This window comes from Nitrospira sp. (genome assembly GCA_024760525.1).
Lineage (GTDB): Bacteria > Nitrospirota > Nitrospiria > Nitrospirales > Nitrospiraceae > Nitrospira_D.
This window is the reverse complement of record CP060499.1, coordinates 3,301,912-3,324,681: the sequence shown is the minus strand read 5'-3', so window position 1 is coordinate 3,324,681 and position 22,770 is coordinate 3,301,912. Positions and strand designations below refer to the sequence as shown.

The window sequence follows — 22,770 nt, the reverse complement described above, 5'->3', positions numbered from 1 at the left end:
CTCCAAGGCGGTTCCGCTATGCTCCTTCCGTGAGCATCCTCGATCAATTCTTCGTCTATCATCCGGAACCTTGGCAAGATCGCGATTGGGCACGGCAGAGCGGGTTGCCGCTCGAGGACGTGCGGTTTCAATCATCCAACGGTGTTCAACTGTTCGGCTGGTATGTCGAGGCAGCAGCCGACCGTCCTGTGCTGCTCTGGTGTCACGGCAATGCGGGGAATATCATCAACCGCCTTGATAATCTCAGGCTCCTGTACCAGATGGGGTTGTCCGTGCTTTTGTTCGACTACCGAGGTTACGGGAAGAGCCAGAATATCCGCCCCAGTGAAAAAGGGCTCTACGAAGATGCGAGCGGAGCGTACGACTATCTCACGCGAACCAGGAAGATTCGCCCTGAGCGAGTCGTCTTGTTTGGACGATCGCTTGGGGCTTCCGTGGCAGGTGACCTTGCGGCCCAACGACCTGCCTCAGCATTGATTCTCGAGTCGTCGTTTCCTTCTATAGAGGCTGTGGCTAAATTTCATTACAGCGGTTTGCCGATGCATTGGTTCCTTGGGGCGGAATTTCGGTTGATCGATCGCCTGCCGTATCTCTCACTGCCGAAGCTGATCATTCACGGGGACAAGGATGACATCATCCCCATTGAATTGGGACGCCAAGTGTTCGACGCTGCTAAACCACCCAAAGAATGGTATGTGATTCAAGGGGCCGACCACAACGACACGTATGCAGTGGGCGGGACGGCCTACCTCCGCCGGCTCGGAGAATTCATCAAACAAGTCCTGTCAGCTTAGCTCAGAAGGCGAGTAAGAGTGACGTTTCCGTCATCAACTTTTCTCGTGCGGAAAGAATGGCGCTCGCGTGAGTTCAACTTTTAAGGAGTCTCGATCTACATAATTTGTGGAGCGTAGTCCTGAGTGATACGGCTTCTCCTTCTCCCAATGCTTGCTCATATTCCTGCTGCGCCTTTAGCCACAGTTTCTTCGTCGCCTTTAACTTAGCGGTTCCCTTCGCCGTCAGCGTGACGCGACGCGTCCTGGCATCGGTGGCGTCCTGTTGTAAGGCCACAAGTCCCTTACGTAGAAGAGGACGCAGATTATGTCCCAGCGTTGAGCGATCCATCACCAGATAACTTGAGAGTTCATTCATGGTCGGAGGTGCAGGACGGTCTCTGGCAATCTCAGCAAGTAAAGAAAACTGACTCGTTCTGAGCCCACTCGCTCTCAGTCGAGCGTCATAGATGAGTGAGACGCGACGCGCGGCTTTTCGTAATTCAGCGCAGTAGCAGAGAGATTGAAACGGCAGATGATCAGTCATCGTTCATACGCGTCAATCGATGCTCTATCTAAGCCGGCCTAAACATACGACACCATTATATGACTGAATCATCTTCGACATAAAGAGTTTGACACGGGAATTACACGGTGATATATAGGGGCATATGCCCATATATAGGAGAGACGTCACAATTTGTAAGCGGGCAATGGCTAGAGTTCTTGTCAGGAAAGAACAGCTCTCGGTTGAGGAGACATCATCAATAAGTGAGCGACCTGCATAATTGGAGAGGCGACAGGATAGCAATTACGTGGCCAGGCTGGCACATCATGTGCCTAACAGATGAGGAGGGACGAACGATGCCATTGTGGAAAGTCTACCATCCGGCGGGAGCGTATACGGCAGAGGACAAAAGGGAAATGGCAAAGCGCATCACAGAGGTGTACGCAAGCATTCCCCTCCCGAAGTTCTATGTCGTCCATATCTTCGAGGAAGTGCCCAAGGGGTCCTGCTTTGTAGGCGGCGAACCGCACGACCGATTTGTGCGATTCAAGGTCGATCAAATTGCCAGGACACTGCCCGGTCCGATTCTGAGAGAATGGTGGATCAAGACACTGGATAAAGTGATTGCTCCCTTTGTGAAGGACAGAGGCTATGACTGGGAGATATCCATCGATGAAACACCCTTTGACCTGTGGTCGCTTCAAGGGGAGTTGCCTGCCCCCTTCGAGTCTGTGGCGGAGAAGCGATGGGTAAAGGAAAACAGAGCTAGCGCATATACGCTGGACGAGAAGCTTCCGATCAACTTGGTCCTCACCCCAGGCATTGCGGACCGGTAGACTCAAACTATGGTTTCAAGGGAGATGGATGGTCAACCTGGCATCGCCATCTCCCTTGGACCACGTTGCTAGCTGCAGGTATCCGTTACCGTTTCGCTTCCGGTGGCGGCCAGTTCATTTCAGTGTGGCGGCCGCAGTAGTAGCACAAGAGACGATATCGGGCTTTGCGGCGAGGATTGGGTAAGGAAATGAACGTGATGGGTGTATCGTCGTAGGGACACGCCGGTTGTTCATGAAGGAGATGCGTTTCCGCCATCAAAGTGATGGAGGCCACGTCCCACGACGGCTGGTGTTCTTCCTTGCCGGTGATCTTCTCAATTGTGTGACAACGTTCGCAGGCCGCTTCGTAGGTCTTAATGCGGGCGCTGTGCGGAGTATGATCGGTGATCGCCATCGCTCCCCCGCAGTCGGGTTTGGTACACGTCAGATGCTCATGTTGGAGCGCCTGAACAAATCGGCGATGAGCTTCACGTTCCTGTTCCGATTTCATCGGCAGCCCTCCCTTTCCTAAACTCTCTTCTCGCCAAAGAACGGCAGCCAGGTTGGTTCCCCTGCGCACATTGAGCGAGCACAGCCCTTCACCGAATATGATTATTCCGAGTGCGCGCTCAGAGAGCAAGGAACTAACCTGGGTGTCGTTCTACCCTCTATATCCCCCACGCCCCGCTAATTTGAATATTCGCACCATTCACATACCGTGCGTCCTCGCTGAGCAGGTAACGGACAGCTGCAACGGTGTCCTCAACCGTACCGATGTAGCCGGCCGGAATGCGCTTGGTCATGGCTGCAAGTTCCTGCGGTGGCGCGCTGCCCGAGTCGATGAAGCCCGGCGAGATGGCATTGACAGTAATGCCATATGGCGCCAATAGTTTGGCCAACGTGCGCGTGAGGATGAGCACTCCGGCTTTGGCGATATAGTGGGCGGTCACATCGGCCTGCGCTTCCATCTGGTCTGCATTCGCCATACTGAAGCTGATGATCCGGCCGGCCTTGCGGGCCTTCATGCCTGGCGCCACAGCCTGCACAAGATAGAAAATAGGGTGCAGATTGCCGTCGAACATCTCGTTCCACCCCTCGACCGTCTCGTCGAAAATGTTCACTCGGTGATAAGGACCGGCTCCGTTGATCAGAACGTCGATCCGCCCCCAGTGGTTTTCTACCTGCGCTGCCAGATTCTTGGCGGCTATGGGGTCTGAAACATCGCAGCGAATCGCCAGGGCCTGTCCTCCTTGCCGCGTAATGTCCTGTGCCGTTTCCTGTGCCGCTGCTTCGCTGCTCCGATAGCAGAAGGCAATCTTCCAACGGCGGGCGGCGAGGTCGAGCGCGATACCTCGTCCAATGCCTTTGGCCCCTCCGGTAATGAGTGCCACACGTTCATCCATATGAATACCTTTGGCCGATGAAGACCTCGCGCATTATGCTCTTAAACTCAGTCGTTTGGCGAGTAGTTGCAACACGCCGGTGGTACGACTTGAAAAAACCCGATCATTCTTGGGTTTCTTGCCGTCAGCGATGCTGGCCTTGATGAGGGCTTGAAGATCGTCAAAAGTATCGACCGCACGCCAGGGCTCGATCAAGACGGTCTGAAGTCCAAGCGTGGCCGCTTTCTCTTGGGTGAATCCGAGCACGTGCTCAGACGACCAGGGAATATCAGCGAAGAGCTCGGGGCATGTCTGATTTAGGCCGATGAGATAATAACCTCCATCGAAGGTGGGACCGAGCGCGACATCGTGATGTTCCAGCAGGGTCAGGGCCTGTTTGAAACGGTCGAGCGGAAGTGTCGGCACGTCCGTCCCGATAACGATGACCCGCCGGTATCCTCCGGCGAATAGTGTTGCAACAGTCTGGTTCATACGTGTACCGAGGTCGTGGCCGACTTGGTCGATCAACTTCACACCGTGCCGCTCCTCCAGAATTTTGAAAAACACGTGGGTGGAAGATGGCGCACAGGCTAGATAGCGTTCGATCGGCAGTTTCCCGACCGCGGCCTTTGTCCGTTCGAGTGTGTCGAGTACGAAACTGCCGTGCAGGGTAGCCGCTTCGTCGGCAATGAGCGGCGGACAGAGGCGCGTCATTACCTGGCCGGGAATCGGTGCCTTGGCGAATATCACCAATGCGGTACGGAGCGTCGGATGCTCGTCTCGCTGAGCGGACGATGCGGGCTGAGTGCTGAGACGAGGGTTCGGCATTCGTTTCTACTCACTGATCATGTCGTGAACGTCCGAGGCCGATGGTCATGCCGGAGTCCGGGTGAGTGTACTTTCTTCGTTCAGAGTTGGAATGATGACGGAAAACGTCATCGAGGAGATCACGTTGTAGGTTTCTTGGGCTCGACGAACATGAAGTACATGACAATGATGATGGTTGCCCAGAAGATGACCTGCTTATGCCAAAACAGAACTTCCCCATACTGAAAAAGGCCCAAGGCCAACGCGATCGCAAGGCCCATGACTCCGTAACGGATGGTCGGAGTTTCGATGGCCGCATTCGCCCATATCGTCAAGCCGCAGAAATAAATGAGAAACGGGACGACATTGATTTCGAAGCCGCCGCTGATGGACAGAAACACATTGAGAAAGCCGATAAACATCAACGCCGTGCCGACCATCAAGCCGATGACATGCACTTGGTGATCGCTCCCCCCATCTTGCTCGCCCGGTTCGGTCGGAGGCGACGGCTTCAGCGACTCATCTTGATGTGGTGGCAGATCGGATGGAGTCATGATCAGACTTTGAAATGCTTGCTGAGCGTCAACGTTTGTTGTTGATAGGATGATCCCAGTAATGATCCGTAGAGTTGTGTCGGCAGCCCCATCATCTTGTCATAGACGACCTTGAAAAAAGTCTGTCCGTCATGGATCAAGAATGGCACGTCGTGGGGGCGGACCTCCAGCACGACTTGTGTGCCTTTGATCTCTCCTTTCGACCCATAGCCGAAGCCTGGGTCAAAGAAACCGGCATAGTGGGTCCGCAGCTCTCCACAGGCTGCTTCATAGGCGACCATTTCAGCAGCATAGCCGGCCGGCACGCAGATGCGCTCCTTCGAAGCAAGGATATAGAACTCTTCCGGCTCCAATAGCAAACTGTCATGGCGATGACGATGGAGGGGTTCCCAAAAATCGGCCGCCGCATAGTGGCCGACTTTGGCAAGGTCGATCACGTGGCTGTTCTTTTTCGCGCGGTATCCGATCACACGGGAGTCGGCTTGATCCGTGCCTTTCAGATCGATGCGGAGGAACAAACCCCGTTCGGCGCGAAAGCCTCTGCTGCCGATAATCTTATCGGAGGGCACATTGTGATACAGCAACGGTGTGCTCCGATGAAGTGTCTGAAGAGTTCGGTCCGAAACGGTAGACTCGCCACAGACAAATCGGATTTGGTTCAGCGACTGCCCAGTGCGCACCTTGATGGCAAACGAGCGAGGAACCACTTCCAGGAAGAGCCGGCCCTGGTAGCCGGCCCGGATTTCATCAAATCCGGCGGTGAGATCGGTGACCACACGGGTGAACACATCCAGACGACCCGTCGTGCTTTTGGGGTTTGCCCGTGCACGAATTGTTTGCGGCAGAGCCAGCTGCTCCAGCAACGGAACGAGATAGACATGGCCCTTTTCCAGAATGGCACCGTCGGTCAGGTCCATCTCGTACATCACGAGGTCCGATTGATAGAAATCCAGCACATTCAATCTGGAGGAAATGGCCGAGAGTTCCGGCAAGAAGCTGCTGATAAGCCGATAGGCTTTACGGCCCAGACGGAGATCAAGGCTGGCCGGTTGGATCTGCCTGTCTTCAACTGCGGGAGATGCACTGATGGCTTTATTCGCGATCAGGCGTTTGATGTCTTGATAGGGAAGAATGCCGGCGCGGCGTGAATGAGTTGTCACAGGTCGTCCGAATCTCCGCCGCAGCTGTTGCCCCAGGCGGCATAGCCATCGCGATCAGGGTAACTATCACCGCAGGCCACATAGGCCTCTTCTGCATCATCACGCGATGATCGCGCATCAAGCATCGGAAGTTCGCGCCCGTGCTCAGCCTTGGGCTGCGGATAGTGGAATGATTTGTTCTCGTAATTACGGAGAAGCGCGCCGTCTTTATCAAGATGTACCAAGTAATTGTTCGGCAATAAAGGGATCTTTCCTCCGCCGCCGGGCGCATCGATCACAAAATGAGGCACGGCCATTCCACTCGTGTGCCCTTGCAGGGCCTTGATAATATTCAACCCAGTTTCGACCGTGGTTCGGAAATGATTGGTGCCCTTCGTCAGGTCCGCTTGATACAGGTAGTAGGGTTTCACCCGTGCCAGGAGCAGTTGATGGACGAGACGTTTCATGATTTCCGGATCGTCGTTCACCCCTTTGAGGAGAACTGTTTGGGCGCCCAACGGAACGCCGGCATCTGCAAGCCTGCCACAGGCCGCTTTGACTTCAGGGGTGAGTTCGTCGGGATGGTTGAAGTGTAGGTTCATATAGATCGGATGGTACTGTTTTACTAACTCACAGAGCTTCGGCGTGATCCGTTGTGGCAACGTTCCGGGGACTCGTGACCCAATCCGTATGAGCTCCAAGTGCGGAATCGTCCGAAGCGCTTTCAGCACACGTTCGAGCAGATGATCAGGGAGCAACAGCGGGTCACCGCCCGAGAGAATGACGTCGCGCACCTCCGTGTGTTCGCGAAGATACTGGATGGCGCGGTCCAATTCGCCCTTCTTGAGGAACCCAGGTTTGCCGACCAACCGTTTCCTGGTGCAGAACCGGCAGTAGATCGGACATTGGTTGGTGACCATGAGCAGTACCCGGTCCGGATAGCGGTGCACGAGATGGGGTACCGGGCTCATGAGGTCTTCTTCGAGCGGATCATCGTCGGCTTCAAGGTCGTCCAACTCCGCCGCGTCAGGGATCACCTGTTTCCAGATGGCATCCCCCGGTGATTTGATCGTCTCGAGTACGGTCGGCGTGATCCGCATGGGATACGGGCCGACGATCGCTTCCACCTCCTTCTCGTCGAGGCCGAACCGATCCGCCAGATCTTTGGCCTTTACGATACTTTCGGCTAGGACTTGTCTCCAGTCTTCCATGAATCGTCCTTTGGTGATCAGTTGATCCTGCAAGAAGGGAATTCGTCGTCCGGGCCCGACGCGTCGGGCGTCGTTCGGGCCTGCGACTGAAACTGTGTCGATGATGCGGACCCTTCGGCGCGGGCTCCGTATCGCTCATCCAGATAGGCCAGAATGTCTGCGGTTTCCGTCAGAACGAGATCTCCGTCCTTGATGACCGGCACATAATACTGACCGGACGCATCGTAGACTTGCGTCCGCATTCGTCTGCTGTCGGGCACGACGACAGCTTCATACGCCACTCCCAACTCGGCCAGCTTGTCGCGGACGACGTCGCACTCCGGACACCAATCAACATGGAAAAGCGTGAGTGTCACAATCGTATAAGGCTACCAGGAAAAGCCGGAAAGTGAAACGCCCATTTTTGAGGTTTATCGTCCGGGAATGCATCAGTCGGGAAGAAGGGCGCAGGGAGCCATGATCGCGTCCTTCATGCCATGAAGAATTTTTTTATCTGAAGGGCAGATCGTCGCGAGAATACCGGCGAGTTCTGTCCTCCCCTCTGAGACAAAATAGTAGGGAGAGAGTCTCGCTCGGCCTGACAGAGGTGCAATCGTGCCTCGGTCCTCGTCCATAAAGTTCATCTCAAACAATCGCCCCTTATGAAATTCTTGCAAAATATAGGGTGTCCTCGAAAAGGATCCAAGCGCTTCGCGAAGCGCTTGCGTCCATTCGGACTGCGGCATGTCGTGCCCGATCGAGACGCCACGGCTTCCCCACGCCAATTCGGAAAATCCGGAAGGCTTGAGGACGAAATGCCGCTCTTTCTGCGTCGCCGTCTCGAGAGCACCCCAATTTGCCACTGGGCGGGTTCCCACATGCAAGTCGGGAATCGTCGCGATGGCGGGAAGCGGGGTTGGATCAAGAATCCAGGTCTTCGGCAGGATCGCACTCAAATGGAGCATGCCGTCGGCTCCGAGCTCCTTTTCCCAGAAAGGCCGAAGCATGGGATGGTGGAGCAGCGCAAAGGCGGATTTTTCCTCCAGGGCCGGCTTGTAGGGTGGTGTGATGGAGACCACCCCTTTCTTGGCGGCATATTGGATGAGCTCGGCTTTGGGAATGTTCAGAAGGTCGAACAATTCGTAAAAGCGGTAGACCACGCTGATGGGGTGCTCGCTACCGTCGGTCTGGAGCCGAAGCCCGTCTTCCGTAAATCGAATGTCCCGTGGTTCGACGCACCAAGCGGAAATTCCGTCTTCGCGGAGTTGAGCGGCCAGCCAAGACATTTCCGGCCGATAGTCTTTGGATTCTTCAGAGACCAGAATTGCAATGCATCCCTCACGCTGATCACGATAGGATCGCAGCATGCGGGCAAAGCCCCGTACCATGCCGTCCCGTCCGCCGATGATCTGGGAGCGATCTCCGTCAAGGTCGTGATAGATGCGGGAGAGACAGGCGGTGAGCCCGATACCCCCTGGAACTGAATCGAGCTCGGTAATGACCATGCCGTCTTGGGTCGGAATGATATCCGGCCGGATGACGGCGGGCAATGTGTCCCGAAATCGTTTCATCCGGCCGTACTGAACCAATGCTTCCGGTTTGCCCTGATCCAAGTAGCCGGCGACCCAGCCCGGTTGAATTTCTTTGACGCTCTCGTTGTAAAGCCGATTCAGCCCTCGATAGAACGACAGGAGTTGCGGCCCCAATTGTGTGAAGAACTGCAGCTGATCAGAAGACAGGAAAAACGGGCAGGGGCTGATTCGCCAGGAATTGACCGCCGATACGTCTGAGGCTGTTTCTTTAGGGGGAGCGGTGGATGGAGCTCCAAACAGATTGGTAAGAGACAGCTGCGTGCGGATGGCGGCACAGCGATCGCGCGCAGCCTCGGTGGAGAGCGTCTGGCAGATGGCTTCGGTCTGTGCCAATAAAAGATCCTTGGATATTCCGGCAAAGCGGAAATGCGGCGTCGGATGATTTAAAAATTCAAATGCTAGCACGTAGCGCATGGGCGGACAAGGGGTCCGCGACTTTCTCGGGTGCAAACGTGAGGCGCGGAGGTACGGAGAGCGTTGATCGGAAACGAACCATCCTTGCTACCTTTCGGCTTGCGTCGTATGATTGGAAGCCGATGAATCTCATTACATTGGATTCCAAACTTCTTATGAGGACGCTGCCCCAGTTGGTGCCTGATTCAACGTGTTTACGCTGTGATGTCTGCTGCCGTTTTCCGGAAGCGGACAGTTTTTTGCGCCCATACTTTACGCGCCAAGAAATCGCCGATGCCGTGAGGCATGGAGTGTCCGATTCGTTCTTTCCCGACAAGTCCGGCACGCAGGTCAATCTCGTCGAGAATTCGGCAGGTGAGGGCTATCTCTGTCCTGCTTTTGATGGAGCGTCCGGCCGGTGTGGAATCTACGACGTGCGCCCGTTGGATTGTCAACTCTATCCGCTGGCACTGATGTGGGATGCCTCGGGACAGGAAATCCTTCTTGGCTGGGATACCAAGTGCCCCTTTATGCGCGAAGAGTCGTCAGATGCGATTCGCGTCTATGCCGAGCATGCGGCAACTTTCTTGGAGTCAGACCCCATTGTTGAGAGGATTGTTGCTCACCCTCGTCTGATTGGCCCCTTTCAGGATGATGTGGTCGTTCTCAGGACACTTTCTCACCTGACCGCCCGTCTCGCACCAAGGCGAATTGATTCTCGCCTCCGATCATTGACGGCCTCGGACGCGCCGTGTATCAAGGAGGCGATCGAACGAGCTCAGGTGCTCCGCCATGACTCGCCGGCCGCCTTCGCATTCCCGTACCACTACATATGGACGTCGCTACTCCCGTCATGGTGGATGGAATCCAATGATACGTTGTTTCTCTTCGCGAAATCTCCAGACGGGTGGTTCATGCTGCTGCCACCGCTCGGGGCGGGTCCTTTGGATCAGGCCGTCGATCAAGCCTTTGCATTGATGCATCAGTGGAATGGGCGGTCGCCGGTGAGTCGAATCGAAAACGTGACGGAGTCACAAAAACGCCTCTTGGAACGCGACGGGGTTTCGTTCAGGAAGAAGGATGGGGACTATCTGTACTCCGCCGCTGCGCTTGCTGCAATGGCAGGAGACCACTATAAATCCCAACGGGGGCTTTGCAATCGAGCCGGCCGAGACCACGCCATCGCGATCGAACCGTATCGTGCTGAATATGGAGGTGATTGCGCGCTCCTGCATCGACGGTGGGCCGACCAAAAACGTCAGGGGAATCTCGATCGCGTGGGGAAGCTGCTGTTGGAGGATGCCGAAGCCGCCCATGCTCGTGTCTTGCGAGAACATGAGCAAATTGGGCTGTCGGGTACAGTGGCCAAAATCAACCATGACATTGCAGCGTATACGTTCGGTTACTGGCTGACTCCTCACACCTGGGCCATCTTGTTGGAAGTTGCGGATCGTTCGATCCCAGGTCTCGCTCAGTGGGTTTTTCGCGAAACCTGTCGAACCGCGATGGCCAAAGGGGCTGTCTATATCAATGCCATGGACGATGCAGGCCTTCCCGGGCTGCGCAGGGCTAAGCTGGGATATCGCCCCATGGCCGTCATTGAAAATTGGACCATGACGGATTTTCTACGATGACATTGCCGAAGGCTTCGCCACCGGATGTGCAAGTGGAGGCACAAGCGGGAGGCACACCCCACCGGTATAGCTGGCTCACATTTCTGATCGTCTGGATCAGCGTGTTCGCGCTGGGGAACGGCATCATTCTTTTTGGTGCCGTCGAGCGTCGACTCGTCGCCGCCTCCGGAGAAGAGCTGATGCTGGCGGCGGCCTGTGTGTCGGACAAACTGGATCAACTGCTATACGAGCGCTACGGCGATACCCGGATGATAGCCCGGGCGCTGGCCAATCATATCGCCGACCAGCCTTACCTGACGAACTACCTCAAGTCGATCAAATTGAGCTACGTACCGGTCTATGCCTGGTTGGGGGTGACAAACCGACAAGGCATCATGACGGCTTCCACGGAAAGCTCACTGGTCGGGCAAGATTTCAGCAAGAACGAGTGGTTTCAGTCTGCTCGGGTGGATCGGAAAATTGTAGCCGACGATGTCGGGGGCCATCAGGCGGACAATGGGATCGAAACGGTGGCCTTCACCGCGCCGATGCTCGACCCGGAAGGCAACTTCCTGGGCGTAGTGATCAGCCGGATCGCGGTGACTACGGTCGAAGAGATCGCCCTCCGGACGATCCGATCCCTGGAACTCCGTGCAGGGTTTGTGGGGGCGGTTGAATATCAGATGATCACCCGACACGGTGACGCTTTCGTGGATTCCGACTTGGCCTACAAGGGCAACGTGAATCTGCGGGAGATGGGGCTGCCCTCCGCCGTGGTGAGCCGGGACGGCCGGACCGGATTCCTCGAAGAAGATCACCTGCGGCGGCATGTCCGGGCTGTCACCGGCTTTGCCTCGTCCAAGGGGTTCAGGGATTTTCCCGGCCTCAACTGGACGGTGTTGATGCGCATGGATCGCGACGATGTGCTCCACCCGATCCGATCCGTGCTGTGGAAGATCGGGACAGTCGGTATCATCGTCTGGTTGGCCTTGGTCGTGTTCCTGCTGTGGACGACGGCGCGATTGCGCGCAGAATATCGCCAAGCCCAACAGGAAAGCGCATGGGCGAGAGCCGCGGAAGCAGCGTTGCGGCAAAGTGAGGAACGGAATCGAGCAATCGTCGATACGGCGCTCGATGGAGTGATTACCATCGATGCTGCCGGGATCGTGACGGAGTGGAACGCCCAGGCCACGGCTATATTTGGGTGGACCCGCGACGAAGCGCTTGGGAAATTGCTTTCAGAAACCATCATCCCTGAACGCGATCGAGAGGCCCACGCTCACGGGATCCGGGAGTATCTTAGGAGCGGGGTCGGTCCCGTGCTGAATCGGCGGATTGAGATTGCTGCCCGCCACAAAGATGGTCACGAGTTCCCTGTTGAGCTCGCCGTCTCGCCGGCGCGCATCGGCGAAACGTATATGTTCAGCGCCTTCGTCCGCGACATCACGGACCGCCGCTGGGCGGAACGTCGCCTTGCCTCGCAGTATGCGGTCACGCGCGTGCTCTCCGAGGCCGTGACGATCGAGGAAGCGGTCCCAAGAATCATTGAAGCCGTCGGAGAGAGTCTTGAATGGGATCTGGGTGTCTTTTGGCGAGTGGACAAACACACGGGGACATTACGGTGTCTCCATCATTGGCAAACAGGGGCGATCTGTGCCGATGAGTTCGTGGCAATGGATCAGGGTCAGAGCTTTAAGCCAGGGATAGGGTTGCCGGGTCGGATTTGGGAATGCGGACGACCGGTGTGGATCAGAGATGTAGCGCTCGATTCCACCTTTGTGCGAGCGGATCTCGCGGCCAAGACGGGGCTTCACGGAGCCTTTGGGTTTCCCATTCGTATCGGAGGTGAGATCGAGGGCGTCATCGAGTTCTTCACCCATCAGATACGCGAGCCGGATGGGGAACTGCTGAGCATGATCGCCGATGTCGCCCTCAAAATCGGGCAGTTCGGGGAACGCACCAGAGCCGAGGAAGCGTTGCGCCAGACCGAGGCGCAATTGCGCCAGGCGCAGAAGATGGAGGCTGTGGGACGCCTTGCCGGCGGCGTCGCCCATGACTTTAACAATCTGCTGACTGTGATCCGTGGGTATAGCGAGCTGATCCTCAGCCGCTTGGCGCAGGGCGATGCTTCGCGACGCGAAATGGAAGAAGTGAAAAAAGCCGCCGACCGGGCTGCCGGACTCACCAGCCAGCTGCTGGCCTTCAGCCGACGGCAGTTCGTGGCCACGAAGGTTGTCGACCTGAACGCGATTGTCATGAACATGGACGGCATGCTCCGGCGATTGTTGGGTGAGGACATCATTGAACTCTGCGCCGACCTCCAAACGAAATTGGGATCGATCAAGGCCGATCCGGGGCAGATCGAGCAGGTGATCATGAATCTTGCCGTCAACGCTCGGGATGCCATGCCGACGGGAGGTAAGGTGACGATCGAGACCCGAAACGTCACGATCGGGAAAGGCCCTCGGCGCGAAACGATGATGCTCGATCAAGGATCTTACGTGCTCTTGGCGATCCGGGATACGGGACAGGGCATGAGCGAAGAAACCCAATCGCATTTATTTGAGCCGTTTTTTACCACGAAAGAGAAGGGGAAGGGGACGGGGCTCGGATTGTCTACCGTGTACGGTATCGTGAAGCAAAGCGGTGGAACGATCGGGATTGAGAGCAAACTGGGGTTGGGAACCACCTGCAAGATCTTTTTCCCGAGAGTCGAAGAGGCCGCGCAGGCCGTGCCGGTCGGCAGCGGAAACGTAGGCCGAGCCATCGGACGAGAAACGATCCTCGTCGTTGAAGACGACCCGTCGGTTCGTGGGCTTGTGCAGGATGCCCTTCGCCTGAGCGGGTATGAGGTCTTAGTGGCGCGTCATGGGATCGAAGCGCTCCTGACCGGCGCGAAGCACATGGGCCCGATTCATTTGTTGCTGACCGACGTCGCGATGCCGCAGATGAGCGGGCCTGAGGTTGCGGAAAAACTGACGGTTGTGCGGCCGGAGATCAAAGTTTTGTATATGTCTGGCTATCCCGATCATCCGGTGTTCGCGCAAGGAGGAGTGAAACGAGATACGGCGTTTCTCCAGAAACCATTCACACCGAATATCCTCACGCAAAAAGTTCGTGAAGTCCTCGACGGGAAGAAGGTTGCCTAGATTGCCAGGCCCTCCTATCGCTTGATCTTCGCGGTTTGTTCCGTTTATTGTTGCGGTGCTTGAAGCCTGCTGTGGTCAGCTGAACAGGTTCATGTCACGACCAGGAATGATGCGGTGATGCAACAGATACGCGAAATCGACGTGGCAGACTATCGCATCGCCCAGGAGCCGTTTTATGCCGAAGTCGCCGGAGAGGTCGGTCTGTTCACCATTGCGGCCGAGAAAAAGCTGCCGGTCATGCTCAAGGGACCGACCGGCTGCGGGAAAACCCGCTTTGTCCAATACATGGCCTATAAGCTCGGCCGGCCGCTGATCACCGTCGCGTGTCACGAGGATCTCACTGCGTCCGACTTGGTCGGTCGCTATCTTCTCAAGGGACAGGATACGGTCTGGATGGATGGACCGCTGACGATCGGCGTGAAGCATGGGGCCATTGTCTATCTTGACGAGGTGGTGGAAGCCCGGAAAGACACTACCGTCATCATCCATCCTCTCAGTGATGACCGGCGGGTGCTGCCGATCGAGAAAAAAGGCCAAATCCTGGAAGCGGCCGACGATTTCATGTTGGTGATCTCCTATAACCCGGGGTATCAAAGTGTCCTCAAAGATCTGAAACAAAGCACGAAACAACGATTTCTGGCGATTGAATTCGACTACCCCGCGCCTGAGATCGAAACAATTGTGGTTCAGCGTGAGGCAGGTGTGGAGTCTGTGATTGCCGGGAATCTCGTCAAGCTCGGCAGAAAAGTGCGTAACCTCAGAAATCATGGGTTGGAGGAGGGAGTCAGCACCAGACTCTTGATCTATGCCGGCACACTGATCAAGCAAGGCGTGCCGCCGGAACGGGCCTGTGATGTCGCCGTCGCACGTCCGATTACCGATGATGCGGACATGCAACGCACCATACTGGAATTTGTCAAAGCCATCTTTTGAATCCATCGATTCTTGTGGATTCCCTTCCTGTCATCGTACGGGACAGTGAGCGCGGCGCGCTCCTCACCGTGCGTGTCCAACCCAACGCTCCGGTTACCGAATGTGTCGGCATGCACGGCGATGCGGTGAAGATCCGGCTGGCCGCTCGTCCGATTGACGGCGCCGCCAACGAGGAACTGATCCGGTTCATTGCCGATCGCTGTGCGGTCCCACGTGCGAACGTGCGCGTTCAGGCGGGAGCTCAGTCTCGGCACAAGCGACTGTGCGTGAAAGGGGTTCCGGCCCGGGTGCTGTTGGCTCGGTTGCTGCCACGGGGCGGGAAAGGAGCGGAGCAGATATGAACGGATTACGAATAGGCGCCGCGATCGCCGTATTGATGCTCTCGGCTTGTTCCAGCGCGCGCCCAGTGCTCTATCCCAACGCGCATTTGGAGAGGATGGGAAAAGAGGCGGCTGACCACGATATTGAAGCCTGTCGGCAATTGGCAGAGTCGGCTGGAGCGGAAGAGGGCGGTGGAGGCAAGGGGGGGCGCGTGGTAACGAATACGGCTGTCGGCGCCGGAGTCGGGGCTGCAAGCGGAGCAGTGGGCGGAGCGATTTTCTGGGGAGTAGGGCGCGGATCGATGATCGGTGCCGCGAGCGGAGCGGTCTGGGGCCTTCTGACCGGTTTGTTCCACGCTGCCGGTCCTTCGCAACCTAACCAGGCGTACACGAATTTCGTCAACCGATGCTTGCAGGAGAAAGGATATGAAGTGACAGGGTGGCAGTGAAGGGAGCGGAGGGGATGGGCGGGAGCGTTTCGGCACGCGGAGATTCAATCAGAATCGTGATTATGGGCGGTGGTCGGTCAGCACACGCAGAAGGAATTCCTCTCGTACGCAGCCGTAGAGATAGAAAAGTGAAGACAAGGAACCGTCATTATTGGATGCGCGCAATGGAAACGACCTCGACACCAATCTGAGTGGGAAAGGGATATGAGGAGAAATGTGCTCGGACAAGGCGCGCGGTTGAGTGCCCCCCATCCCCGCTGAGAGAGAAGGGATGGGGAGGGGAGCAGCGACGGGACGATGTGCGCAATCGAAAAAACCTCGACATTTTCTCCAAAGGGTGAGAAGTGATGAAAAGGAAAAACCCCGCTCGAAGGGATGTTTGTGGTCAATCGGTCATGGCATCGTCTCGTTGTGTATGTGGCACTGATAAGCCTGGCCGCCTGCGCTGGGCCACAGCCGATCTTGCGGTCTAATAAGCAGCTTAATTTGTATGGCCGGCAGATGGCCCAACAAGAGATTGAATCCTGCCGAAAGAAAGTTGAAGAAACTGGATTGCGAGCCGGGACAAACCAAAGCGCGAATGCCGCGACCGGGGCCGTGCTCGGGCTGACGCTTGGCGGTGCGGTTGGCGCGTCCGCCGGGATTGTCGGTGGATTAGCGGGAATCGCGATTGGAGCTGCCGCCGGCAGCGGTCTGGGGTTGGTCGTCGGTTTGGCCGGAGGGACGTTTAAACCGCTCGAACCGGAACCTCCGTACGCTGATGCCGTCGCCCGCTGCCTGAAAGAGAAAGGCTATGAGGTCAGCGGTTGGGAGTAACGTGCAACGATGTGAGGCATGATGACTGTCAGTTTCTGGCCAGATCTAAAAAGCGGATCGTCGCTTCCACCGATGAACCGGCAGAGGTAGAACTCGCTGAAATGACGATCAGTACCAGCAAATCGATCTGTTGACCCACCTCCAGCATAGGCGCTTTCAGCGAACTGACATTCCTGCCACATGCTCCTTGATCGATAATCTCGATCTGTCCACTGTCATCCTCAACGGTGAGTGTCGTCCGTTCATATGCTCGTCCGCAGATCAGCCTATTGGTGACGGTCTCTGTCTGAATGGCCGTGACGATTCCGGTCAACCTGATCTCTCTCATCTGATAACGATCCGGATGCGCTAAGACCGTGGCGATCGGAATCCGTTCGTAAGAGATGAGTGGAATTCTCAATGCTCCGACTCGTGAAGACTGACGTAAGTCATCCGATGCGGCTTCTGAATGTGGGAAGAACACCCACGCGGTGATTGCGATGAGGATTGGCAGACAAGCTCGAAAGTCATACGCCGTCATGATGAGTCTCTCGCTGAGGGTGATTTTCCACAGGAGCCGACCATTCGGCACGGTGCCGCTACTTCGCCACTGATCCGCGTCCTCTCCATTTTCTCAAATCCAGGTTCGAACACAACCAATCCTCACTAATTTCAGCGGCATCGGAGATTTGCACATGTACGTTGTTTCAGTGGAACGCGATTTGCCAAGACATTCTTGCTATGAAGATGCGGTCACTCTTGGCAGGGTGGTGTGGAGATTTACAACTCAAAATCGTGACGCCATGATGCATGATAAGTACGATCGCTTGACTGCTCAGCAAGAAGAGGAGGGTTCATAATGTTTGTTGTGATCGGCGCCACTGGAAATACGGGATCGGCTGTTGTGGAGACATTACTCAGCAAGAAACAACCGGTGCGGGTGATCGTTCGCTCGGTTGAGAAGGGGGTCGGCTGGAACGCGAAAGGGGCGGAGGTTGCTGTTGCGTCTCTCGACGATGTGTCTGCGTTGAGCAAGGGACTGGAAGGGGCGAACGGAGTGTATGTGATGGTGCCGCCAAACTATGGTGCGGAGGCCTGGGTGACTGAACGACGAACGAGGGTTGAACGCGCGGCGCAAGCCGTTGAGCAAAGTGGGGTTGACCATATTGTATTTCTGTCATCGGTCGGTGGACACATCACGGGAGCGACCGGCCCGATTCGAACCGCGAGTTATGGTGAGCACGTGTTCGGTTGTAGCGCCAAACGTCTGACCATTCTCCGCCCTGGCTACTTTATGGAGAACTGGGCACCTGTCATCGGTGCAGCAAAGACAGAGGGAATCTTGCCGACGTTCCTTGCGCCTGAGGTAAAGATTCCGATGATTTCAACCAAAGATATCGGTCGGGTTGCTGCGGAACAACTGATCGCCGGGGGGTATGGCAAGCGGATCGTGGAAATGGCCGGCCCGGAAGAGTACAGTCCGAATCAGGTGGCGGAAGCGCTTGGTCACATTCTGGGGAAAAGAGTGACGGCCCAACACGCGCCTTTGAGCGCCGTTGTGCCGACGTTCACATCGTTTGGGTTTTCTGACGAGGCAGCGAAGTTATTCGAGGAGATGTACGCCGCCTTTTCGAACGGAACGATCAGGTATGAGGAGCCCGGCAAGCTTGTGCGTGGAACGATCACCTTGTCGGAAGCGTTACGGGGGATGGTGTAGAGGAGGCTGTCATGACAATAGGAACGGTGGCTAACAAGGAAGTCGTGGGTGTCTATCAACCCGGCTCAACTCACATGGTCGGCGACGGATTTCCCGTGCGGAATCTTTTTCCGAGCAACGATCTCGATCGAGAGGTCAGCCCGTTTCTCCTGCTGGATTACGCCGGGCCCCAGCATTTTCCGTCCACCGATCATCCTCGAGGGGTGGGGGAACATCCGCATCGAGGGTTTGAAACAGTCACAATCATCTATGAGGGTGTCGTGGCCCATCGAGATTCGGCCGGAAATGCCGGCGTGATCCGGCGGGGCGATGTCCAGTGGATGACGGCAGCGTCAGGCGTCGTGCATGAGGAGATGCATGAAAAAAAGTGGGCCAAGGAAGGTGGGACTTTGCAGGCCATCCAGTTATGGGTGAATCTGCCGCGTGCCGAGAAAATGTCGGCACCAGGGTACCAGGAGATTCTCAATACAGATATTCCAGTCATCGAATTGGATGGTGGGGCTGGACAGCTCCGGGTCATTGCAGGGTCATTTCAAGGTCGAAAAGGGCCGGCCCGTACCTTTACGCCGATCGAGCTCTATGATCTGCATCTGGTCGCTCGTGGTCGGATCGAGCTCAACCTGCCGGAGCGGCACAACACCTTGATCTTTGTTTTGCAAGGCCAAGCCTCAGTGAACGGATCGCGCGAGGCAGGAGAATCGGAATTGATTGTCTGCGCGCGCAATGGCTCTCTGGTGACAATCGATGCGCAGGCAGAAAGTCGGCTTCTGGTCATGGGTGGAGTTCCCATCGATGAACCGGTCGCGCGGTATGGCCCCTTTGTCATGAATACGAAAGCCGAACTCGTTCAGGCGGTGGAGGATTACCAAGCCGGCAGGATGGGGCACTTATCGTGACCGATCAGACTCTCCGGATCGAGGTGTATTCCGATGTCATCTGCCCCTGGTGCTATGTCGGCAAGCGACGGCTCGAACGGGCGCTCAAGGAATGGGGTGATGAGTCCCCGGTGGACGTGAAATGGAAGCCGTTTCAATTGAATCCGACTATGCCAAAGAACGGGATGGATCGAACGATATACCTTCAAACCAAGTTCGGCAGCCTGGATAGATTTAGGGAGATGGAACAGCGCCTGTTGAAGGCTGGAAATCAGGAAGAGATACCGTTTGCCTTTGAGAAGATTGGGAGAACACCGAACACTCTCTTGGCCCATCGGTTGATTTGGTATTCCGGGGCACAGGGCCACCAGGACGCGGTGGTCGATCAACTATTTAAAGGATATTTCGAAGAAGGTCTCGATATAGGCTCTCCGTCGACCTTAGAAGAGTTGGCCGATCGGGCAGGACTACGAGCGGGCGAGTTTCTCGTGGGCGAAGCGGGAGCCGCTGAGGTCAAAGCCGAAGAATCGATTGGTCACCGGTTGGGTATTCGAGGAGTGCCTTACTTCGTCGTCGATGGAATGTACGGAATCTCCGGTGCACAACCGCCTGAAGTATTTCTTTCGGCCTTTCAACGGGGAAAAGCCGATCGTGTGGAGGGTGAGCCACACCGGAGATGATCGCGTCCTCTTCACAATGGGGCCAAACTGGTTGTGTGAGCAATGACCGCACTGCAAAAAATCGGGTTCGTGTGTGTGACGCTTGCCGCCGCCGCTGCTGATACTCATGGCCAAGGCGGAAAGGCCGCAGACGATCGTGCGTTGATTGTCGCGGCAGAGCATGACGACGTCCCAACCGTGCGACGGCTGTTGGAGGGCGGAGCCGACGTTCGTGTTCGCGATGCCCATAGGCGTACGCCGTTACTTGCGGCCACTGCGCACAATCATATCGAAAGCGCCAAACTGCTGATTGGCGCCGGCGCGGATGTCAATGCGCAGGACGACAAGCTCGATAGCCCGCTGCTCCTGGCAGGCGCCAACGGCTATCTCGAAATTCTCAAGCTCACGCTACAGGCCGGTCCGAATTTCAACGTCTATAACCGGTTTGGCGGGACGGCGCTGATCCCGGCCTGTGAGCGCGGACACGTCGAAACGGTTGAAGCTCTGCTCAAGACGGATATCGACATCGATCATGTCAACAAGTTGGGTTGGACGGCGCTCTTGGAAGCGATCGTGCTCAGCGATGGTGGACCGAGACACCAGGAGATCGTGCGTTTGCTGGTATCCGCCAAGGCCAATCTGAATCTCCCGGATGGCCAAGGGGTCACACCACTACAGCATGCCCGGCGAAAAGGGTTCAATGAGATCGTCCGTATACTGGAGTCGGGCGGTGCCCGATAGCGGAGATAGGAGCCTGGGGTTCTTGGACCATAAGGGAGGATCTGCATGGCGGTGCAGGTGTATGGCTGCAATCACGTCGTGATCGAGGTTACCGATGCCAAGAAAGCGGTGAAGTTCTACTCGGATGTATTCGGTCTGAAAATGCTGAGAGGCGGCGAGGGAGCCGCATGGTGCAAACTCGGCGAACACCAATTCATGGCTATTTTCGAAGTGGATACGCTTCAGCCGGACCGCACGAAGCACTTCGGTCTCATGGTCCGCGATGCGGAGCAGATTGAAGAGGTGCGACGTAAGCTGACCAACAAGTACAAGCTGAAACTCCAGCCGAATTTCCGCTGCGACTTTCGAGATCCTTGGGGCAATCGTATTCAGGTTGGGGATCTCAGCGATGAATCGTTGGTATGGCTTCTGCCTTACCAAGAAGTGCAGAAAACCGGGCTTGTCTTCGCGTCAAAGAAAAAGAGAAGGGGCTAGCAGATGCCATCTCAGAGGTTCCAACAATGTGTAGCAAACAATCCGGCGTGAGACCATGGCCTATCTACCGATTAAAGACCACGGATTGATCGGCAACATGCGGACGGCGGCGCTGGTCGGTCTGAACGGATCGATCGATTGGCTGTGCTTTCCTCATTTCGACTCACCCAGCGTGTTCGCCACCATTCTCGACGATGAGAAAGGCGGTCGGTTTGAGATCACCGCCGTCGACACGGACATCTCCCCGAAGCAGCTCTACTGGCCGGAGACCAACGTGCTGGTGACCCGTTTTCATGCGGCGAACGGGGTCGCCGAGATTCTGGACTTCATGCCGGTCGGTGTGTCTCCGGAATTCCCATGGCAGAATCAGCTCATTCGGCGGGTTCGTGTGACGCAGGGGAGTATGAAGTTTCAGGTTCGCTGCCATCCGGCCTTCAACTACGCTCGGACTCCTCATCGTACGCGGTTGACGAAGCAAGGAGCCAGTTTTCATTCACCGGATCTCAGCCTTGGACTGGCTACAGATATTCCTCTCGAGCAAGATGATCGTGGAGTCCGGTCGGTCTTTATTCTGCAGGAGGGTGAGTCGGCCGTCTTCGTTCTCAGACCCATTGAATCCGATGAAAGCTGCGGTTCCTGTCCCTCGTCGGGCGAGGCCGATGAGTTGTTCGAGCAGACCGTGAGGTATTGGCGCCGCTGGTTGTCGCGATGCACCTACACAGGACGATGGCGTGAAATGGTCCATCGATCCGCGCTGTGCCTGAAGCTCTTGACCTTCGAGCCGACCGGCGCCATCGTGGCCGCGCCGACCTGCAGTTTGCCGGAAACCCCCGGCGGCGTCCGCAATTGGGACTACCGGTACACCTGGATGCGTGACGCGGCCTTCACCGTCTATGGTTTTCTGAAAATCGGGTTCACCGAGGAAGCAGACCGCTTCATGACTTGGCTGGCGGCGCGCGCCAAGGAGGTCGAGGCGGATGGTTCACTGCAAATCGTGTATGGCATCGACGGCCGTCACGACTTGACGGAGCAGACGCTCGACCATCTGGACGGCTACTGCGGCGCAAAGCCTGTCCGGATCGGCAACGGCGCGTACAATCAGCTGCAGCTGGATATCTACGGCGAATTGCTCGACGCCGCATACCTCTATAACAAATACGCGTTGCCGATCGGTCACGACACCTGGATGAGAATCAAGCAGCGGCTCGATTGGCTGTGCGACAACTGGCAGCAGCCGGATGAAGGGATTTGGGAAACCAGGGGCGGACGCCGGCAGTTCGTCTACTCCAAATTGATGTGCTGGGTGGCGATGGACCGGGGCCTTCGCTTGGCCGACAAACGCTCATTTCCAGCCGATCGCACTCGTTGGCTGCGCGTTCGGGATCAGATTTACGAAGAGATCATGCAGAAGGGATGGAATGCCGAGCGTCGGGCGTTCGTTCAACACTACGACAGCGATTCGTTGGACGCCTCGAATCTCATCATGCCGCTCGTGTTCTTCCTCTCGCCGAACGATCCAAGGATGCTCGATACTCTGGCGGCGATTACGCGCTCACCGAAATTCGGTGGACTGATGTCGGATGGGTTGGTGTATCGGTACGACAGCGAAACGGGTGAAGACGGTCTGCATGGGAAAGAGGGCACGTTCAATATGTGCACATTTTGGCTGGTTGAAGCCCTGGCGCGGGCAGGGCGTGTCGATCAAGCCAAACTTGAAGAGGCACGTTTCCTGTTCGAACGGATGTTGAGCTATGCCAACCACGTGGGACTGTATGCCGAGGAGATTGGAACCCGCGGGGAAGCGCTCGGTAATTTCCCGCAAGCCTTCACCCACCTGGCATTGATCAGTGCCGCGTTCAATCTTGATCGCGCATTGGAGAGGAAGACCTAATATC

24 protein-coding genes are annotated in these 22,770 nt (G+C 56.4%); 14 read left to right on the top strand and 10 right to left on the bottom strand.

What is annotated here, in order from left to right; all coding sequences use genetic code 11:
* Positions 1-29 precede the first annotated feature (29 nt).
* Positions 30-794: an alpha/beta hydrolase gene (locus H8K04_15645; GenBank protein ID UVT15233.1), complete on the top strand. Its 765-nt coding sequence runs from the start codon at positions 30-32 to the stop codon at positions 792-794.
* A gap of 73 nt (positions 795-867) precedes the next feature.
* Here H8K04_15645 and H8K04_15640 read toward each other — a convergent pair whose 3' ends face one another.
* A complete protein-coding gene (locus H8K04_15640; protein UVT15232.1) occupies positions 868-1,317 on the bottom strand; it encodes a winged helix-turn-helix transcriptional regulator in 450 nt (149 codons plus the stop codon).
* 317 nt (positions 1,318-1,634) lie between these two features.
* Between H8K04_15640 and H8K04_15635 the strand changes: the two genes are divergently transcribed.
* Positions 1,635-2,114 carry a tautomerase family protein gene (locus H8K04_15635; protein UVT15231.1) on the top strand — a complete coding sequence of 160 codons (480 nt, stop codon included), beginning with the start codon at positions 1,635-1,637 and terminating at the stop codon, positions 2,112-2,114.
* 85 nt (positions 2,115-2,199) lie between these two features.
* Here H8K04_15635 and H8K04_15630 read toward each other — a convergent pair whose 3' ends face one another.
* From H8K04_15630 to H8K04_15595, 8 genes are all read right to left on the bottom strand, one after another.
* Positions 2,200-2,604 carry a hypothetical protein gene (locus H8K04_15630; protein ID UVT15230.1) on the bottom strand — a complete coding sequence of 135 codons (405 nt, stop codon included), beginning with the start codon at positions 2,602-2,604 and terminating at the stop codon, positions 2,200-2,202.
* 157 nt (positions 2,605-2,761) lie between these two features.
* Positions 2,762-3,496, bottom strand: coding sequence for an SDR family oxidoreductase (locus H8K04_15625; GenBank protein UVT15229.1), 735 nt, complete (start codon positions 3,494-3,496; stop codon positions 2,762-2,764).
* A gap of 33 nt (positions 3,497-3,529) precedes the next feature.
* On the bottom strand, positions 3,530-4,303 hold the full coding sequence (locus H8K04_15620) for a TIGR04282 family arsenosugar biosynthesis glycosyltransferase (protein ID UVT15228.1): 774 nt from the start codon (positions 4,301-4,303) through the stop codon (positions 3,530-3,532).
* Between the two features lie 119 nt (positions 4,304-4,422).
* On the bottom strand, positions 4,423-4,836 hold the full coding sequence (locus tag H8K04_15615; protein UVT15227.1) for a hypothetical protein: 414 nt from the start codon (positions 4,834-4,836) through the stop codon (positions 4,423-4,425).
* A gap of 2 nt (positions 4,837-4,838) precedes the next feature.
* On the bottom strand, positions 4,839-5,996 hold the full coding sequence (locus H8K04_15610; GenBank protein UVT15226.1) for a 2'-deoxycytidine 5'-triphosphate deaminase: 1,158 nt from the start codon (positions 5,994-5,996) through the stop codon (positions 4,839-4,841).
* A complete protein-coding gene (locus tag H8K04_15605) occupies positions 5,993-7,186 on the bottom strand; it encodes a KamA family radical SAM protein (GenBank protein ID UVT15225.1) in 1,194 nt (397 codons plus the stop codon). The genes H8K04_15610 and H8K04_15605 overlap by 4 nt, the downstream gene beginning before the upstream one ends.
* 17 nt (positions 7,187-7,203) lie before the next feature.
* Complete coding sequence (locus tag H8K04_15600) at positions 7,204-7,542, bottom strand: glutathione S-transferase N-terminal domain-containing protein (protein ID UVT15224.1); 339 nt, start codon at positions 7,540-7,542, stop codon at positions 7,204-7,206.
* Between the two features lie 72 nt (positions 7,543-7,614).
* Positions 7,615-9,171: a hypothetical protein gene (locus tag H8K04_15595; protein ID UVT15223.1), complete on the bottom strand. Its 1,557-nt coding sequence runs from the start codon at positions 9,169-9,171 to the stop codon at positions 7,615-7,617.
* A 122-nt stretch (positions 9,172-9,293) separates the two neighbouring features.
* Here H8K04_15595 and H8K04_15590 point away from each other — a divergent pair, with 122 nt between their 5' ends.
* From H8K04_15590 to H8K04_15565, 6 genes are all read left to right on the top strand, one after another.
* Positions 9,294-10,784, top strand: a complete 1,491-nt coding sequence (locus H8K04_15590; GenBank protein ID UVT15222.1) for a DUF2156 domain-containing protein — start codon at positions 9,294-9,296, stop codon at positions 10,782-10,784.
* The gene (locus H8K04_15585) at positions 10,781-13,912 is read left to right on the top strand and encodes a PAS domain S-box protein (GenBank protein UVT15221.1); all 3,132 of its coding nucleotides are present in this window, start codon (positions 10,781-10,783) and stop codon (positions 13,910-13,912) included. Before H8K04_15590 ends, H8K04_15585 begins: the two co-directional genes overlap by 4 nt.
* 117 nt (positions 13,913-14,029) lie before the next feature.
* Entirely contained in the window at positions 14,030-14,845 is an 816-nt protein-coding gene (locus tag H8K04_15580; GenBank protein ID UVT15220.1) for a CbbQ/NirQ/NorQ/GpvN family protein, read from the top strand.
* A 32-nt stretch (positions 14,846-14,877) separates the two neighbouring features.
* Positions 14,878-15,186: a DUF167 domain-containing protein gene (locus H8K04_15575; GenBank protein ID UVT18011.1), complete on the top strand. Its 309-nt coding sequence runs from the start codon at positions 14,878-14,880 to the stop codon at positions 15,184-15,186.
* On the top strand, positions 15,183-15,614 hold the full coding sequence (locus H8K04_15570) for a hypothetical protein (protein UVT15219.1): 432 nt from the start codon (positions 15,183-15,185) through the stop codon (positions 15,612-15,614). Before H8K04_15575 ends, H8K04_15570 begins: the two co-directional genes overlap by 4 nt.
* A 381-nt stretch (positions 15,615-15,995) precedes the next feature.
* A complete protein-coding gene (locus H8K04_15565; protein UVT15218.1) occupies positions 15,996-16,430 on the top strand; it encodes a hypothetical protein in 435 nt (144 codons plus the stop codon).
* A gap of 28 nt (positions 16,431-16,458) precedes the next feature.
* Here H8K04_15565 and H8K04_15560 read toward each other — a convergent pair whose 3' ends face one another.
* Complete coding sequence (locus H8K04_15560; GenBank protein ID UVT15217.1) at positions 16,459-16,950, bottom strand: hypothetical protein; 492 nt, start codon at positions 16,948-16,950, stop codon at positions 16,459-16,461.
* A gap of 318 nt (positions 16,951-17,268) precedes the next feature.
* Here H8K04_15560 and H8K04_15555 point away from each other — a divergent pair, with 318 nt between their 5' ends.
* The 6 genes from H8K04_15555 to H8K04_15530 are packed head-to-tail and all read left to right on the top strand — an operon-like array spanning position 17,269 to position 22,766.
* A complete protein-coding gene (locus H8K04_15555) occupies positions 17,269-18,126 on the top strand; it encodes an NmrA family NAD(P)-binding protein (GenBank protein ID UVT15216.1) in 858 nt (285 codons plus the stop codon).
* 11 nt (positions 18,127-18,137) lie between these two features.
* Positions 18,138-19,022, top strand: a complete 885-nt coding sequence (locus H8K04_15550; protein UVT15215.1) for a pirin family protein — start codon at positions 18,138-18,140, stop codon at positions 19,020-19,022.
* Positions 19,019-19,681, top strand: coding sequence for a DsbA family oxidoreductase (locus tag H8K04_15545; GenBank protein ID UVT15214.1), 663 nt, complete (start codon positions 19,019-19,021; stop codon positions 19,679-19,681). Before H8K04_15550 ends, H8K04_15545 begins: the two co-directional genes overlap by 4 nt.
* A 42-nt stretch (positions 19,682-19,723) precedes the next feature.
* Entirely contained in the window at positions 19,724-20,401 is a 678-nt protein-coding gene (locus H8K04_15540) for an ankyrin repeat domain-containing protein (protein ID UVT15213.1), read from the top strand.
* 45 nt (positions 20,402-20,446) lie between these two features.
* Positions 20,447-20,875, top strand: a complete 429-nt coding sequence (locus H8K04_15535) for a VOC family protein (GenBank protein UVT15212.1) — start codon at positions 20,447-20,449, stop codon at positions 20,873-20,875.
* Between the two features lie 55 nt (positions 20,876-20,930).
* Entirely contained in the window at positions 20,931-22,766 is a 1,836-nt protein-coding gene (locus tag H8K04_15530) for a glycoside hydrolase family 15 protein (protein UVT15211.1), read from the top strand.
* The last annotated feature ends 4 nt before the right edge of the window (positions 22,767-22,770 follow it).

Excerpts from the sequence above, each read along its gene's own strand:
- H8K04_15640 (UVT15232.1), bottom strand. The coding sequence starts at position 1,317 with ATGACTGATCATCTGCCGTTTCAATCTCTCTGCTACTGCGCTGAATTA.
- H8K04_15635 (UVT15231.1), top strand. The coding sequence starts at position 1,635 with ATGCCATTGTGGAAAGTCTACCATCCGGCGGGAGCGTATACGGCAGAG.
- H8K04_15630 (UVT15230.1), bottom strand. The coding sequence starts at position 2,604 with ATGAAATCGGAACAGGAACGTGAAGCTCATCGCCGATTTGTTCAGGCG.
- H8K04_15625 (UVT15229.1), bottom strand. The coding sequence starts at position 3,496 with ATGGATGAACGTGTGGCACTCATTACCGGAGGGGCCAAAGGCATTGGA.
- H8K04_15620 (UVT15228.1), bottom strand. The coding sequence starts at position 4,303 with ATGCCGAACCCTCGTCTCAGCACTCAGCCCGCATCGTCCGCTCAGCGA.
- H8K04_15615 (UVT15227.1), bottom strand. The coding sequence starts at position 4,836 with ATGACTCCATCCGATCTGCCACCACATCAAGATGAGTCGCTGAAGCCG.
- H8K04_15605 (UVT15225.1), bottom strand. The coding sequence starts at position 7,186 with ATGGAAGACTGGAGACAAGTCCTAGCCGAAAGTATCGTAAAGGCCAAA.
- H8K04_15595 (UVT15223.1), bottom strand. The coding sequence starts at position 9,171 with ATGCGCTACGTGCTAGCATTTGAATTTTTAAATCATCCGACGCCGCAT.
- H8K04_15590 (UVT15222.1), top strand. The coding sequence starts at position 9,294 with ATGAATCTCATTACATTGGATTCCAAACTTCTTATGAGGACGCTGCCC.
- H8K04_15585 (UVT15221.1), top strand. The coding sequence starts at position 10,781 with ATGACATTGCCGAAGGCTTCGCCACCGGATGTGCAAGTGGAGGCACAA.
- H8K04_15580 (UVT15220.1), top strand. The coding sequence starts at position 14,030 with ATGCAACAGATACGCGAAATCGACGTGGCAGACTATCGCATCGCCCAG.
- H8K04_15570 (UVT15219.1), top strand. The coding sequence starts at position 15,183 with ATGAACGGATTACGAATAGGCGCCGCGATCGCCGTATTGATGCTCTCG.
- H8K04_15560 (UVT15217.1), bottom strand. The coding sequence starts at position 16,950 with ATGACGGCGTATGACTTTCGAGCTTGTCTGCCAATCCTCATCGCAATC.
- H8K04_15555 (UVT15216.1), top strand. The coding sequence starts at position 17,269 with ATGTTTGTTGTGATCGGCGCCACTGGAAATACGGGATCGGCTGTTGTG.
- H8K04_15550 (UVT15215.1), top strand. The coding sequence starts at position 18,138 with ATGACAATAGGAACGGTGGCTAACAAGGAAGTCGTGGGTGTCTATCAA.
- H8K04_15540 (UVT15213.1), top strand. The coding sequence starts at position 19,724 with ATGACCGCACTGCAAAAAATCGGGTTCGTGTGTGTGACGCTTGCCGCC.
- H8K04_15535 (UVT15212.1), top strand. The coding sequence starts at position 20,447 with ATGGCGGTGCAGGTGTATGGCTGCAATCACGTCGTGATCGAGGTTACC.
- H8K04_15530 (UVT15211.1), top strand. The coding sequence starts at position 20,931 with ATGGCCTATCTACCGATTAAAGACCACGGATTGATCGGCAACATGCGG.